General features: G+C 32.1%; 18 protein-coding genes. 7 read left to right on the top strand and 11 right to left on the bottom strand.

The window, feature by feature from the left end:
* Positions 1–23: 23 nt before the first annotated feature.
* The 5 genes from thrB to A0083_RS01180 form a co-directional block, all read right to left on the bottom strand.
* Positions 24–902: a homoserine kinase gene (gene thrB / locus A0083_RS01200; protein WP_197553537.1), complete on the bottom strand. Its 879-nt coding sequence runs from the start codon at positions 900–902 to the stop codon at positions 24–26.
* 8 nt (positions 903–910) lie between these two features.
* Positions 911–1,318, bottom strand: a complete 408-nt coding sequence (locus A0083_RS01195) for a tRNA threonylcarbamoyladenosine biosynthesis protein TsaB (RefSeq protein ID WP_120760355.1) — start codon at positions 1,316–1,318, stop codon at positions 911–913.
* A 41-nt stretch (positions 1,319–1,359) separates the two neighbouring features.
* Positions 1,360–2,244, bottom strand: a complete 885-nt coding sequence (gene lpxC / locus A0083_RS01190; protein WP_197553534.1) for a UDP-3-O-acyl-N-acetylglucosamine deacetylase — start codon at positions 2,242–2,244, stop codon at positions 1,360–1,362.
* A gap of 2 nt (positions 2,245–2,246) precedes the next feature.
* Positions 2,247–3,626 carry a M23 family metallopeptidase gene (locus A0083_RS01185; protein WP_120760305.1) on the bottom strand — a complete coding sequence of 460 codons (1,380 nt, stop codon included), beginning with the start codon at positions 3,624–3,626 and terminating at the stop codon, positions 2,247–2,249.
* Positions 3,627–3,700: 74 nt separating this feature from the next.
* Complete coding sequence (locus tag A0083_RS01180) at positions 3,701–4,528, bottom strand: prephenate dehydrogenase (protein WP_197553531.1); 828 nt, start codon at positions 4,526–4,528, stop codon at positions 3,701–3,703.
* A 77-nt stretch (positions 4,529–4,605) separates the two neighbouring features.
* Here A0083_RS01180 and bamA point away from each other — a divergent pair, with 77 nt between their 5' ends.
* The 7 genes from bamA to A0083_RS01145 are packed head-to-tail and all read left to right on the top strand — an operon-like array spanning position 4,606 to position 10,822.
* Positions 4,606–6,822, top strand: a complete 2,217-nt coding sequence (gene bamA, locus A0083_RS01175; RefSeq protein WP_197553528.1) for an outer membrane protein assembly factor BamA — start codon at positions 4,606–4,608, stop codon at positions 6,820–6,822.
* Positions 6,823–6,872: 50 nt separating this feature from the next.
* A complete protein-coding gene (accD, locus tag A0083_RS01170) occupies positions 6,873–7,715 on the top strand; it encodes an acetyl-CoA carboxylase, carboxyltransferase subunit beta (RefSeq protein ID WP_120760300.1) in 843 nt (280 codons plus the stop codon).
* 2 nt (positions 7,716–7,717) lie between these two features.
* Entirely contained in the window at positions 7,718–8,173 is a 456-nt protein-coding gene (locus A0083_RS01165; protein WP_197553525.1) for a 23S rRNA (pseudouridine(1915)-N(3))-methyltransferase RlmH, read from the top strand.
* Between the two features lie 8 nt (positions 8,174–8,181).
* Positions 8,182–8,538, top strand: coding sequence for an RNA polymerase-binding protein DksA (gene dksA, locus A0083_RS01160; RefSeq protein WP_120760296.1), 357 nt, complete (start codon positions 8,182–8,184; stop codon positions 8,536–8,538).
* Positions 8,535–9,518, top strand: coding sequence for a hypothetical protein (locus A0083_RS01155; RefSeq protein WP_197553522.1), 984 nt, complete (start codon positions 8,535–8,537; stop codon positions 9,516–9,518). Before dksA ends, A0083_RS01155 begins: the two co-directional genes overlap by 4 nt.
* A complete protein-coding gene (locus A0083_RS01150; protein ID WP_197553519.1) occupies positions 9,515–10,441 on the top strand; it encodes a tRNA dihydrouridine synthase in 927 nt (308 codons plus the stop codon). Before A0083_RS01155 ends, A0083_RS01150 begins: the two co-directional genes overlap by 4 nt.
* 60 nt (positions 10,442–10,501) lie before the next feature.
* The gene (locus A0083_RS01145; protein WP_120760291.1) at positions 10,502–10,822 is read left to right on the top strand and encodes a hypothetical protein; all 321 of its coding nucleotides are present in this window, start codon (positions 10,502–10,504) and stop codon (positions 10,820–10,822) included.
* Here A0083_RS01145 and recO read toward each other — a convergent pair.
* Genes recO through A0083_RS01115 form a run of 6 tightly spaced genes read right to left on the bottom strand, consistent with a single transcriptional unit; the run spans position 10,806 to position 14,864 of the window.
* Positions 10,806–11,420 carry a recombination protein RecO gene (gene recO, locus A0083_RS01140; protein WP_197553516.1) on the bottom strand — a complete coding sequence of 205 codons (615 nt, stop codon included), beginning with the start codon at positions 11,418–11,420 and terminating at the stop codon, positions 10,806–10,808. The genes A0083_RS01145 and recO overlap by 17 nt on opposite strands.
* Positions 11,420–11,932, bottom strand: a complete 513-nt coding sequence (locus tag A0083_RS01135) for a cysteine hydrolase family protein (RefSeq protein WP_197553513.1) — start codon at positions 11,930–11,932, stop codon at positions 11,420–11,422. Before A0083_RS01135 ends, recO begins: the two co-directional genes overlap by 1 nt.
* Positions 11,925–12,686, bottom strand: a complete 762-nt coding sequence (locus A0083_RS01130) for an ATP-binding protein (RefSeq protein ID WP_197553510.1) — start codon at positions 12,684–12,686, stop codon at positions 11,925–11,927. The genes A0083_RS01135 and A0083_RS01130 overlap by 8 nt, the downstream gene beginning before the upstream one ends.
* Complete coding sequence (locus tag A0083_RS01125; RefSeq protein ID WP_120760284.1) at positions 12,683–13,369, bottom strand: 5'-methylthioadenosine/adenosylhomocysteine nucleosidase; 687 nt, start codon at positions 13,367–13,369, stop codon at positions 12,683–12,685. Before A0083_RS01125 ends, A0083_RS01130 begins: the two co-directional genes overlap by 4 nt.
* A complete protein-coding gene (gene fabD / locus A0083_RS01120; protein ID WP_120760282.1) occupies positions 13,366–14,286 on the bottom strand; it encodes an ACP S-malonyltransferase in 921 nt (306 codons plus the stop codon). The genes A0083_RS01125 and fabD overlap by 4 nt, the downstream gene beginning before the upstream one ends.
* Positions 14,286–14,864 (bottom strand): FKBP-type peptidyl-prolyl cis-trans isomerase, encoded by a 579-nt coding sequence (locus A0083_RS01115; RefSeq protein WP_120760281.1) that lies wholly within the window; start codon positions 14,862–14,864, stop codon positions 14,286–14,288. Before A0083_RS01115 ends, fabD begins: the two co-directional genes overlap by 1 nt.
* Between the last annotated feature and the right edge of the window lie 2 nt (positions 14,865–14,866).

Below are 14,866 nucleotides of genomic sequence, written 5' to 3'. Positions count from 1 at the left end.
ATTATATCTTTTTTTTGGAATTTTTAGCAAATTTTAAAGCCCTCATCATCAAAATCTAAAAGCTCGACTCTAAATTTAGCAAATTTATTTTTGATTTTTTCTTTGATTTTTTTAGCATCATCTTGATAAGCCAAAGTAAAAAAACTCGAACCCGATCCTGAAAGTGTACTCATGAGAGCATTATTATCTAATGCTAGTTTTTGTACTTCAAAAAGTTCTGGTAGGAGCTTCATTCTTTGGTATTGGTGTAATTTATCTAAACTAGCGTATTTTAACAAGTCATATTTTTTTTCTAAAAAACATGCAGTCAAAAATGAAGCATGGCAAAGATTAAAAACCCCTTCTTCTAAGTTGATTTTTTTTGCTAAAACCGATCGTGATTTTTGTGTATTCATAGGTACATTCGGGATTGTGATAATAGCTTTTAAATTCTTATCTATTTTCTTTTTGATTGCCAAAACTTTATCTTGATGGACTAGCGCACACACAAAACCACCTAGTGCCGCAGGGGCTATATTATCAGGATGATTTTCATACTTTAAAGCTTCATTGAGTATTGTATTTTTATCTGCCTTAAACCCGCTTAACTCATATGCACAAGCTATTGCCCCAACAATCACAGCAGAAGAACTCCCCATGCCTCTTGCCAAAGGAATATTGTTTTGAAAAACAAAACGAAAATTATCTTTTCTACCACTTAATCTTTGATATACTTCATAAAAGATATTAACAAAGGTGTTATTTTTTTTAAGATAAATATTATTTTCACCTTCTCCATGCACGCTAATACTAAAAAATTTTGACTTTTCAACTATGGCTTGATTAAAATACTTTAAACTCAACCCTAAACAGTCAAAACCAGGACCCAAATTTGCACTTGTTGCAGGAATTAAAATTTTCATTTATTACCTTAATTAATCGCATCTAAAACATAAAAAGGTGCATTGTCTTTACTTAAACCCAAGCCCTTTAAACTCTGTGGCATAAAAAAACTCCCTGCTTGTGTTTTTTCAAGTACAATTTCATCATTTTCTTTTTTTACAAAACACAAATGTTTATTTGCAGGTATAGGGGTGTTGTTGTTTAACTCAAAAGCACTCACTGCTTCTAGTGGAATATTTTTCACTATGGCTAAGGTTTGAAAAGATACATATGAAATCTTTATCCCCATGTAAGAACCTGGACCATGTACGTAAATAAGTTTTTGCAGTTCGTATTTCAGTAACAATTTTTGAATGATACAAGGCAAGGTTTCGCTTACCTTTAAATCACTCTCAATCACTTCTAGCAATCTATCATCTTCATAAATACCAAGCATTAAAGGTTTTGCTATGGCATTTAAAAGCAAAGTAACCTTTTTTATGCAAAAACCTTTTCATAGACTTTATGCGCGCTCTTTTCTAGGCTTACTATTTCATATGCGCTTGGGTCTTTTAAGAGTTCTTTAGTCAAGAGATGATTAAGTTTATGTGAGCCCGCATAGGAGGTATAATCTCCAAAAACTCTACAACCAAGCAAAGTCAAATCTCCAATAGCATCTAAAATTTTATGGCGAACAAACTCATCTTTAAAACGCAAACCTTCAGGATTTAAAATACGATTTTCATCAATCACAACCGCATTTTCCAAACTCCCTCCAAGACCCAAATTCATAGCTCTTAAAGCTTGTACATCTTTTAAGAATCCAAAAGTTCTTGCTCTTGCGATTTCGTTGATATAATTTTCTTTACTAAATTCAAAACAATAATTTTGTTTACCTATGATAGGATTGTCAAACTCTATAGTATAGTTAATCACAGGCATATCTGTTGGACTTAAGCGTACAAATTTATTACCTTCTTTTACCTCCACGGGTTTTTTTACCACTAGGATTTTTTTAGCTCTATCGAGTTCTTTCATACCTGCTTCTTCAAGCATCATACAAAAACCTATACTACTACCATCCATTACCGGTGCTTCATTAGCATCTAAGACAATACGCACATTATCAACACCATAAGCATTAATAGCACTCATTAAATGCTCTATAGTAGAAACATAACCTCTATGATCTCCTATCACAGTAGCCATTTGCGTATCAATAACATTTTCAGGCTTTGCCTCATAAGAAATTCCCAAATCGCTTCTATAAAACACTATACCACTATCAGCCTCTAATGGCTCTAATTTTATACTAATAGGCTCACCCTTATGCAAACCTATACCAACGCCTTTAACTTCTCTTGCTATTGTTGTTTGATTCATGTTTATTCGCTTAAAATTCTTTTTTTACCTGATTCTAATACATTGTAGATGTTTTCTTTTATCCACTTTGCATCCTGCCATTGCTCAGGACGCACCTCAACACCTTGCACCAAGACACCAAAATGCACATGATCACCAAGTGCTAACCCGGTCGTTCCCGTAGTGCCTATAACATCGCCTGCTTTTACCCTATCACCCACATTCACATCTGAATTAGTGCAGTGTCCATAAAGGGTATAAATCCCAAAACCATGATAGATAATAATATTCAATCCATAAATTCCATTTTCTTGCATGAATACGACTTCGCCATCATTATTGCTGATAATAGGAGCTTCTTTAACACTAGCTAAGTCAAGTCCCATATGATAAGAACTGCTAAAAGATTGATCATTATAAGAATAAAATCTATGATCGGCATAATCAGCTACTTTTTGTCCATTTTTTAAAGGTTTGAAAAGATTGATTTTAAAATGATTAATCATACTATCAGGTACTTTACTAGTAACATCATGAATAATCACTTCATTAGAAGCTCTTAGATCTTCATTTACAAATTTAAATTTCTCAAGTCTACTTAAATCTCTATCTTTTGGAGCATATTGCTGAGCCAAGAATTCTATTTTTCCATCTAAAAATCTATCATTAACTTTAATCTTAGAAACACGGTATTTTTTATTGATAAAATAGTATCGAATTCTTTGTTTGTTTACATTTCCTGCTTTATCTACTGCCACAACATAAGCTCTAAAATATTCATCAGTTGCCTCCCAAGGAATCAAAGCCGCATAATAGCCCTCTTTTACATAAGGAGTTGCTTTAAAAATTTTATTTTTATCTGTTGTGATATAAACTTCTTGCAAGTTCTCATCACTTGCCTTAAACACTACACTACCAACACCACCTTGTTCAATCTGATATGAATTGTCTAAAATTTCAACCACTGGTTTTTTGGTATCGATAATAACTTTTACCTCTTTGGTAGCTTGATTACCTAAGAAAAAATTCCAAAAACTACTATCACTTGCTTCAATAATAAGCTTATAAAAATCTACTTTTTCTTTGAAAGCGGGTTTTGGTAGTTTTAGATCAAAATGGATATTCTTTTTTCCTCCTCTAACTTGCTCATTCACAAGCACTTCACCATTTAGCTCATTTGCCTTAAATAAAGTTACTCTTATATCTTTCAAAGCACTTTCATCGCTTACTTCTATCGCAACAGGATCATTTAAGTTGCTATAAATAACATCTGATTTAACTTCTATCACAGGAGGATTTTTTTCAAACAACTTTGTATTTAAAACAAACACTAAAAAGGCTAAAATAATTAAAAATAGTACAAAAATCCATTTTTTATTCGATCTTCTACGTGCAAAAACCATAATTCATCACTTTCAATCTATTTTTTTAAAAATATATTATGCTATGGCAAATTAAGAGTAAATTATACATAAAATTATAAAATTTCTCTTAATTTATTAGCGCTTTTAATCCAAGCTTCAAGCTCGTCTATATCACATTTTTCTATCATTTTTCTACATTCTTGCAGTTCTTTTTGAAACAAATCAATAGAATTTAGCAAATTTTGCTTATTTTGTTCAAAAATTCCACTCCACATTTGCGGATTTGATTTAGCAATTCTGCACATATCCCTAAAAGAAGGGCCACCTAAATGAGCTATATTTTTTTTATTTTCTTCTTTCATAACAAAATTTGCCAAAGAAAAACTAATCACATGAGGTAAATGCGAGATAATAGAAGCATGATGATCGTGTTCTTTGCTGTCCATAAATACAAGCTTCATTCCCAAATCAGAAAAAAGCTCTATAGCTCTTTTTTGATGAATATGATCAGCATTTTGCACATCACACAAAACGCAAACTGCATTTTTATATAAATCTTTTACCGCAGCAGTGGGTCCGCTATTTTCAGTTCCTGCCATAGGGTGAGCTGCGATAAATTGACTTTTTAAAGCCAAAGGTAAGTTTTTAATAATCTCTGTTTTGGTGCTTCCAAGTTCTATGATTGTCGTATTTTTAGATAAATCTTGAAAATCTTTTAAAATTTTCACTATGGCTCTTACAGGAATTGCTAAAAATATCACATCGCATTTTTTCAACTCATCAAATGAGACAATCTGATCTACTAATTGTCTTTCTAATGCAATTTGCTCAAAAGCTTTATTGATATCATATCCATAGACTTGATCAATCAGCTTATTATCCCTTAAACTCAAGCCTAAAGATCCGCCTATTAAACCAAGCCCAACTATCCCTACTACCATAATTTTTCCTTAAAAAGCATTAGTTAAAAATATTTTGGTATTATAACGATTTTGTATATAAAAATTTAGGTAATATGATGAAAAAATGGTTTGTTTTCTTTGCACTTTCAAGTTCTTTATGTGCAACAACAATTAAAGATATCAAATTTGAAGGCTTATCGCAACTTTCCAAAGAAAGCGCTATTGCGATTTCAAAATTAAAAATTGGACAAAAAATTGATGATGCCAATATAGACATGGCGATTAAAAATCTTTTTGAAAGAAATTATTTTAAAGACATCGTTGTCAATGAAAAAAATGGCATTTTAACTTTCAAAGTAGTAGAAAAACCATCTATTGGTAAAGTTGATATTCAAGGTATCGCAAGTAATGATAGAAAACAAATAGAAACTCTTGTTGGATTAAGACCTGGAATTTTATATGATGAAAATTCAGTTAAAGAATCAGCTGAAAAGATTAAATTATTTTATCAAGCCAAAGGTTTTTATGATACCATCGTAGAAATCAAAAGTGAAAAACTCAGCAACTCAAACTCACTTAAGCTAACTTTTATTGTTAATCGCGGAGAAAATATCATCATAGAAAAAGTACATCTAAGTGGTGCTAAAAATCTAAGCTACTCTGATGTAGAACCTGCTATAGCTAATAAGCAAAGAGAGGCTTTGGGTTGGATGTGGGGTTTTAATGATGGCAAGCTTAAAATTTTTGATCTTGCAAATGACAGCTCAAGAATTTCTGATGTATATTTAAAAGAAGGTTATTTAGATGTAAGCGTATCTCCTGCTTTTTTAAACACTTATACCGACACTTATCAAGCTGATTTGACTTATTTTATTAATGAAGGTGAAGTTTATAAAGTAAAAGATATTAAAATTTTTAATCCCATCTTTAGCGATGAAGAAAACGATGCTTTAGCAAAAGATCTTAAACTTAGCATTGGAAAAATTGTCAACATAGAAAAATTAAGAGAAGATATCAAAACCATCGAAACTAAAACTGCGGACTTAGGCTATGCCTTTGTACAAGTCATACCTGATATACAAAAAGACAAAGAAAATCACCAAGCTACCATCATCTTTAAAGTAATACCTAATGAAAAAGTATACATAAGAAATGTTATCATTTCTGGTAACACTAAAACAGTTGATAGGGTAATTCGTAGAGAATTGTATCTCACAGAAGAAAATCTTTACAATAGAACCGACTTAACAGATTCAAGAAATGCCTTAAGAAGAACAGCGTATTTTGAAAATGTCGAAATCAAAGAGCAAAGAGTAGATGATACTCATATTGATTTGGTAGTGGAAGTAAAAGAAGCATCAACTGGAGCTATTTCAGGCGGTATTGGTTATGGCACTAGTGATGGAATTTTGCTTAGCGCTTCTTTATCAGATGCCAATATTTTAGGATCTGGTATGAAAGGAAGTGTAAGTATTGATAAAGGTGATGATACTCTTTCTGGTAGAGTATCTTTAAAAAATCCTAGAGTAAATGATAGCGATTATTCTTTAGGCGGCTCATTATATTCAGATCGTTTAGAATGGGATAGTTATGATGAAAGAAACTATGGTTTTGATGTAAGCGTAGGAAAAACACTAGGTAGATATACTAGCATAGATTTAACTTACAATCTTGAACAAAGTGATATTTATCATCTAAGTGATCGTTTGATTGCGCAAGGTTATAAGCTTGGAAAAAGCTACAAAAGCTCCATTACACCTTCGATTGTATTTAACAATACCGATGATTACTATTTACCAAGATCGGGTTTTATCGCCTCAACCTCACTTGAATATGCAGGTTTAGGCGGAGATCAAGAGTTTATAAGCTCTGTTACCAAATTTAACTATTATCAAGGTTTAGAAGACTTCATAGGTTGGGATTTGATCTATCGCTATAAAGCAAGTTTTTACAAGGTATGGGATCAAGGCTATTTACCAATCAATGAAAAACTATATCTTGGGGGCATAGGCACCATTAGGGGTTTTGATAGAAGAAGTGTTAGCCCTAAAAACGATTGGGGTGATGAGACAGGCGGTACAGTAGCCTTTGCAAACTCCGTAGAACTTAGTTTTCCGATCTTTGATAGAATCAAGCTAAGGGGAAGTGTGTTTTTTGACTATGGTGCAATCGGACAAAGCTCTTTAAGTCAAATTCAAAGATGGAGTACTGGTATTGGTTTTGAATGGCTTACTCCACTAGGTGCTTTAAATTTAGTTTTTGCGAAACCATTTAACACCAACTCAAAAGATGATTTGAGTAAATTTGAATTTATGTTGGGTGCAAGATTTTAAAAGTGATAAAATCTTGCTATAATTTTGAAATTTTATTTTAGGTAGAGATAATGAATTTTTTAGATATTTTTTCTAGCATAAGACGCAAGCAAGCTGCTCCAAGTGAGGCTCCAAACCACTGGGTAAAATGCAACTCATGCCATGCGTTGATGTATTATAAAGAGATAGAAACTTGTTATAATGTTTGCCCTAAATGTAATTTTCATATGAGATTAAGTCCCGCTAAACGTATTGAACTGCTAAGCGATGAGGGTACTTTTGTAGAAATGGATAAAGACTTACATGCGGTAGATCCTCTCAAATTTGTTGATAGCAAATCATATAAAAAAAGATTAGCAGAAAATGAAGAAAAAACAGGAAGAAAAAGCGCTGTAATAAGCGGGGAATGTTGCATAGATGGGATAAAAACCCAACTAGTTGTTTTTGACTTTGCTTTTATGGGCGGGAGTTTAGGCTCAGTTGAAGGAGAAAAAATTCTTAGAGCTATTGAAAGAGCTATTGAGAAAAAAACCCCTGTTGTAATTGTTAGCGCAAGTGGTGGCGCTAGAATGCAAGAAAGTACCTACTCTTTAATGCAAATGAGTAAAACAAGTGCCGCATTAAAGCTGCTTGCTGAAGCAAAATTACCTTATATTTCAGTTTTAACCGACCCGACAATGGGTGGGGTTAGTGCATCATTTGCTTGGCTTGGTGATATCATCATGGCTGAACCTGGTGCTTTAGTTGGCTTTGCAGGAGCTAGAGTAATCAAACAAACCATAGGTGCAGATTTACCTGAAGGCTTCCAAAAAGCCGAATTTTTGCTTGAACATGGCTTGATTGATGCCATTGTAGAAAGAAACGAACATAAAAAATTTATCGCAGACTTTTTAAGATTTTTTTCTAAAAATTAAAAATGCAAGTTAATGTTTTAAGCATTCAAAAAAACAACAACGATGAGTTTAGTAAAATCAATGAAAACTACACTAAACTCATCAAAAAATTTTGTAATTTTAACGACATTTGTATCTTTAACAACAAAATAGCTCTAGCTCAAAATACTAATGCCTTAGAAGCTAAAAAGTCTTATACCAACGCTTTAAATCCATATAAAAAAGGCTTTTGCATAGCATTAGATGAAAAAGGTAAAAATCTCACCAGTATAGAATTTGCAAAGTTATTACAAGATAAAAATGAAATTTCTTTTTTTATTGGCGGTGCTTATGGCTTTGAAAGAGAATTTATCACACAAATGCACACTAGCATAGCCCTTAGTAAAATGACACTAGTGCACAAATTTGCCAAAACCATGCTTTTAGAGCAAATTTATCGTGCCTTTTGTATCAACACAAATCACCCATACCACAAATAGGAGCATTTATGCAAGAATTAAATCTTGAAGAATTTAAAAATATTTTAATCCAAAGACAAAAAGAAATTTTAAACCAACTTCAAGGTAACATAGACAATATACACAATCTACAAGATAGTGAACCTAGAGATGAAGTTGATCTACAACAAATCGACAATAGCTCACATATTGATTTTAAAATCAATGAAAATTTAAAAGCTGAATTAGATGAAATTAAACATTCATTAAGCAAAATAGATGACAATACTTACGGAATTTGTGAATATTGCGAGGAAAATATCCACCCTGAAAGGCTGAAAATAAAACCTCATGCAAAATATTGTATAAATTGCCGTGAAAACCTAGAAAAAAGGAAAGAGCTATGAAAATAAAATTATTTTTCTTTGCAAGCTTAGTTTATCTTTTAATTGTTGCGGCCTTAGTTTATAATCTAAATTTGGGTGATTATACTTTTGTAGTTTCTACTTTTGAATTGCGCCTACCAGTTAGCATATGGGTAATTTTACCTACCTTTATTTTAATGATTTTAGCTTTATTACATATGAGTTTTTATGGTTTTTTAAAACATTTACAGTATAAAAATCTAATCAAAGACAGTAAAAACTATGAAAACTATATAGTTGATATTTTTTTAAAAAAAACTAGCAAGATTAAATTTAAAACACAAGAGTTTCAAGACATAGCAAAAAACACCTATGCACTTTATTGCAAAGAGAAAATTCAAAACCCTAAAATAGACAGTATTGTTGATATTTTTGAACAATTAGAACAAAAAGAATTTGTCGACTTAAAAAAATACAAACTAGACACACATAATGAAATTTTTATTTTAAACGAAAAGAACCATTTCATAAAAGACAGTGAATATGCTTTTGCTTTTATCAAAAACAAAGAAAAAATAAATGATGATTTAGAACAACTTGCATATAATGAAGTATTAAAAAACAGTCCTTATAGTCAAATCAAGACATTAAAAGTTCAAAAAAGCCAAGATGATATCTTGTTACTTTTACATCGATTTAAAGAAGAGAAATTAGATTTAAATCAAGCCGAGATAGAAGTTTTGCTTACAATGAATCCGCTAGATGAGAGTGGCTACTTACAAAGTGTGAAAATTCTATGTCCAAAATTAGAACCACAGTTTTTGATTGCTTTATTTAAAAAACTAAAAGATCACCAAAACCAAGCCTTAAGAGCTTATTTATACACTTTAGCTGAATTTGGTATGTATGATGAATTGCTTAATGAATTAGGAAATGATCAAAACGAACACAAAGACTTTAGGCTTGTCCTCTTTTTAAGAGAGCATAACAAAAAATTTGAACTTGATAGACTAATACAATGATTGATTTTAGCAAAAAACCTTTATTTTTAGCACCTATGGCAGGGTTTTCTGATCTGCCTTTAAGAAATTTAGTCAAACAATTTGGTGCTGATGTGACCATTAGTGAGATGATTAGCTCTAATGCTTTAGTATATGAAAGTACAAAAACCCTTAAAATGCTAGAAAGAGCAGAACTTGAAAATCCTTACATTGTCCAAATAGCAGGTTCTGATGAGGGCGTGATCCAAAAGGCTGTAGAAATTTTAAACCGTTTTGATTTTATTGATGGAATTGATTTTAACTGTGGCTGTCCTGTTAATAAAGTCATTAAACAATGCGCAGGTAGTGCTCTACTGCAAGATCTTGATAAACTACAAAGGATTTTAGAACTCATAAAAAAAATCAGCAACAAAAAGCTAACTAGTGTTAAAGTGAGATTGGGTTTTGACAAAAAAGATCCCATTGCTATCGCAAAAGCATGCGAAAATGCAGGAGTAGATTTTATCAGCATGCATGGTCGCACTAGAAAACAAATGTATAGTGGTAATGCTGATTATGAAGCAATAGCCATGGCTAAAGAAAATATCAAAATTCCTTTGGTTGCAAATGGTGATATCAGTGAAGCAAATGCCAATGACGTGTTTAAAATCACCCAATGCGATGCCTTAATGATAGGTCGCGCAAGCGTAGGAAAGCCGTGGATATTTTATGAGATCAAACATGGTAGAAAAATCGATAAAACCATGAAAAATAAAATCATCTTTACGCACTTTGAAGAAATGCTAAAACACTATAAAGATCAAGGTGTTAGTATTTTTAGAAAACATCTACACGAATACTCTAAAGGCTATGAAGATGCATCTAATTTTAGAGATCAAGTAAACCGTATCAATGATGCTGATACCATGAGAGAATATATTCAAAATTTTTTCAATAAGGAATGATTTTTGCTTGTAAATAACCAAGCAATATGATGAAGAGATACCATAAAACAAGGAAGGTTCATGGCAGCTCATATCAATTCGAAAGGGATTTACAAAGCATTAGGTGGCATTAGAACAAGTGCAAACAACCTAGCAGCGCAAGCTTCAAAGCTTAACAACCAAAGCTTGAATTTTGATCAAATTTTAGATCAAAGCAAGCCAAAGTGTATTAGCACTTGCTTGCAAAGCTCTCAACAACAACTTGGGAATTTACTTGAAGATATAAAAAATAGCAAGGAAGCTATTATTAAAAACACCCATATTGATAGCATTAACATCATCTCACGACTTCGACAAGAAGCGATTATGATGTATGATATCACGCTTAAAAACCCTCTTTGATGATTTTATATAAATTATCAATATATTCATCGCTAAAATGCGATGAATTAAAATTGTTATAAAAATAAGACAAATCCTTAGCTTTAAATTCATAACCAAAAGCGCATTTTCTATGAGCTGGCAAAAAAGCTCTTACTAAGACAACATCTTCTTGTATACTCTCATCGCAAACAAAACAAGTGAAAATTTGATGCAAACGTCCTTCAAAGCTTAAAAGTTTTAAATAAGCATCTACAATAACCCGCTTGCAATCTTGTTTTTCAAAACGTCTAGCACATTCTTCTAAAAGTTCAAAATAAAAACTATCAACAGTTTCCACTTCTTTTAAATGCCAATAAAAAAGCCTTATAAACTCTTGCCAAAAGAACATTTTTTCTCTATCTAAAATCCAAGAAAAACCCACATGCAAGACATCTTTTAGCCGTGGTAAAAATCTTGTACTTTCTTCAAGTTCAAAATCTATCTTGTAGCCACTTAAGATATTTGAATGTCTCATTCCATAAAATCTATAACTTTTGATGACTTTTTTTGGACTTAAAAGATAAACAATCAAATCTTCATCTTTTACACTTTGAGTATGTAAAATATACCCTTGCATTAAAGAAGTTCTATACCATAAGCTTTTAAAATATCATAAGCACTTTGCTCTAATTCTTTACTAAAGCTTGCTGTGGCATTTTTGTGTAAGATAAGTTTAGAATTAGGTGTAGCACTTAATGCTAAAATAATATTGCTAAAAACGCAAATATGCGAAACTAAACCACAAAATTCTATACTATCGTAATGGTTTTCTTTTAAAAAATTCGCAAATTCTAAACTACCAAAGGTGTTTTTATGAAAAATTTTTTTTGCATTTTTTAAATATATATCAAATTCGCTTGGCATTTTCCAGCCAAAACTATCTTTAATACAGTGGCAAATAGGGATATTTTTGCCCTCTTGGGTTTTTAAATAATTTTCATCATGAGTATCAAAAGTAAAAACCACATCATCTTGATGATTTTTTAAAAGCTTGAGAATGTTTTCTTTTATCTTGGTAGCTTCTTCAAAACCCAAGCTACCATCGATAAAATCATTTTGATAGTCAACAACCACCAAGAGCTTAGTCATTGTCCTTAACCATGAAAAAACTATTTGTATGAATATTTTCAAACGCGGTTTTTAGACTTGTAAATAATTTTGGATTGTCTTTTTCTAAATTAGCTAAAAGTTGCTTCGCCTCTTCTCTAGCATGTGGAAATTTAACATTTTTTTCACTTAATTTCATACCAGGGCAAAATTCATTACCAATGACTTCAAGCTCATTAGCAATAGCATTTTCTCTTAATTGTCTTTCTCTTACAAAAATCAAAGGGCGAATAACTTCTACGCCTCTTTTGCTTTTATATTTTGGCGCTAAACTTCTAAGAGCACCATTGTAAATAAAATTCATAAAAAAGCTTTCTACAGCATCATCTAAATGATGACCTATAGCTAGCTTATTAAAACCATTTTCCAAAGCATAGGTATACAAAGCACCACGTCTCATTCTTGAAAAATAACTGCAAAAACTCGAATTTTTTCTAATAGTGTCGCCTGATATTTCATAAATATTAGAGTCAATCACTTCATGATCAATACCATGTTCTTTACAATGATTATGAAGTCTAGTATAATCTTCGCCCATTCCATAGCTCAAAGTCACAGCTTTAAGCTCAAATTTAAAAGGCGCATGTGCTTGCATACGTTTAAGAAGGTGCGCCAAAGCAAGTGAATCTTTTCCACCACTTAAGCCCAACAAAACCTTGTCATTGTCATTGATCAAAGAAAATTTAGCATTGGCCTTTGCCACTTCCCTGATGAGCTTTTTACTGAGGTTAATCATAGTTTCTCACAAATTTTCAATACAAAATTAGCTGAAATTTTTGCTGATTTTTCCACAAATTCATCAAAATCAAATTCAGCTTTCTCGCCTGCTTTATCACTCATTGATCTTAAAATCAAGCATGGGATCTTTAAAGCATCACATACTAAAGCCACGCTTGCTCCTTCCATTTCGCAAGCATCTGCGTTAAAAATTTCTCTAATTTTTGCTTTTTTATTTTCATCACAAATAAACTCATCACCCGTAGCAATTACACCAGGTTGAATTTTTATACCAAGCTCTTTGGCAACATCTAAGGCAAGATGGTTTAACTTTTCATCAGTTGGAATAAAAATTTCATTTCCTGGAACATATCCAAGTGGATGCCCAAAAGCGGTAATATCTAAATCATACTGTGCTAATTTTGTAGCATAAATCAAGTCACCTATTTCCAAACTAGGATTAAAAGCACCTGCTACACCTGTGAAAAGTAAAAGTTCTGCTTTAAATTTTTCAATCATAATAGTCGCACTAAGAGTTGAATTAACTTTTCCGATTTTAGAATAAGCTATAACCAACTCATGCTCATTATACTTTGCAAGATAGTAGGTGTTGTTTGCATATTCTACAGTTTGATATTCTTTTAGTGTTTCCAGTAAAGGAGTTATTTCCTCAGGCATAGCACCTAAAATAGCTATCTTCATTTAACAACCTTTAAAATTTCTTCGATATCTTCTATTTTACTTAATGCATAAGTTTCTTTTGTAGTGATTTTTTTATTTAAACCTTTTAACACACTCGCGCCAAATTCAATATAAAAATCTACTTCATCATCAATAGCTTTAATACTTTGCTTATAAAGAACAGGCTTAACAAGCTGATCGCTTAAAAGTGTCAAAGCTTGACTTTTATCATTATATACTTTAGCATTCACATTCGAAACTACACTTTTAAACTCATCTTTTAAGACAAGCTCTAGTTCTCTTGAAAGCCTCATGGAAGCATTTTTTAATAGCGGACAATGGCTTGCCACGCTCATATTTAACAACATGGCTCGTTTTGCTCCAGCATTTTTAAATTCATTTTCATAAGAAGCTAGATCTGGTTTTAAACCTGCAACAACTATTTGTCCATCGCAGTTGTAATTGGCGGCAAAAATATTTTTACCATCGTTTAATGCCTTTTGGCAAAGTTCTTCCACCACTTGATCTTCTAAACCCAAAACCACCATCATACCTGCTTCAATTTTAGAACAATCTTCTTGCATAAACTGACCACGTTTATTTACAAGCATGATTACATCTAAAAAATCAAATGCCCCTTGAGTTGCCAAAGCACTAAATTCACCCAAAGAATGTCCTAGGCTATATTTTGGACAAAGATCTGTTTGCTCTTTTAATGCTTCATAAGCCATAAGCGAATTTAACACAATAGCCATTTGTGTAAATTCACTTTTATTTAAATTTTCATTCTCTTCAAAAAGCAAATGTTTAAAATCTATCTTGCAGTATTCGCTTGCACGCTCAAGTAGTTCTTTTGCTTTAGATGAATTTTCGTAAAAACTAAGACCCATGCCAACGCTTTGAGAGCCTTGGCCTGGAAAAATAAATGCAGTATTCATTAATGACCACCGCAGCAGCCACCACCGTGACCGTGGCCACCACAACAACCGCCACCACCGTGACCGTGATGATCATGATGATGTCCTCCACCACCACATCCACAACTTCTACTACCAGCAACTATACCTGTTAAGATTTCATCTTCAGTCGCTGCTCTTACATCTACAATATTTAATGAAAATAACAAATCTTTTCCTGCATAAGCATGATTGTAGTCGATAGTCACTTCATTTTCAGTGATTTCTCTTACGATAACTCTTACAGTATTTCCATCTTCACCTTCACCAAATAGCTCCATACCAACTTGCAAGTCAATTCCTGCAAATTGTTCTTTTGGTAAAGTTTGTAAAGCATTTGCATCGTATTCACCCAAAGCATTTTCTTTTTTAATTTCAATATCAACATTACAAGGTGCATCTAATTTTTGAATTTCAGCTTCCAACCCTTCTAAAATTTGCCCCTTACCTAAAATAAAAGAAATCGGTTCTGCATAAACATTTGATTCTAAAACTTCTTTGGTATTTGCATCTTTTAACTCATAAAACATTGAAACTACACTATTTTTTTCTATAGCCATTT

The organism is Campylobacter sp. 2014D-0216 (assembly GCF_014931215.1).
In the GTDB taxonomy this organism is placed as follows: Bacteria; Campylobacterota; Campylobacteria; order Campylobacterales; family Campylobacteraceae; genus Campylobacter_D.
Note: the sequence above shows the minus strand (reverse complement) of the source record. Positions and strands in the feature narration are given on the sequence as shown.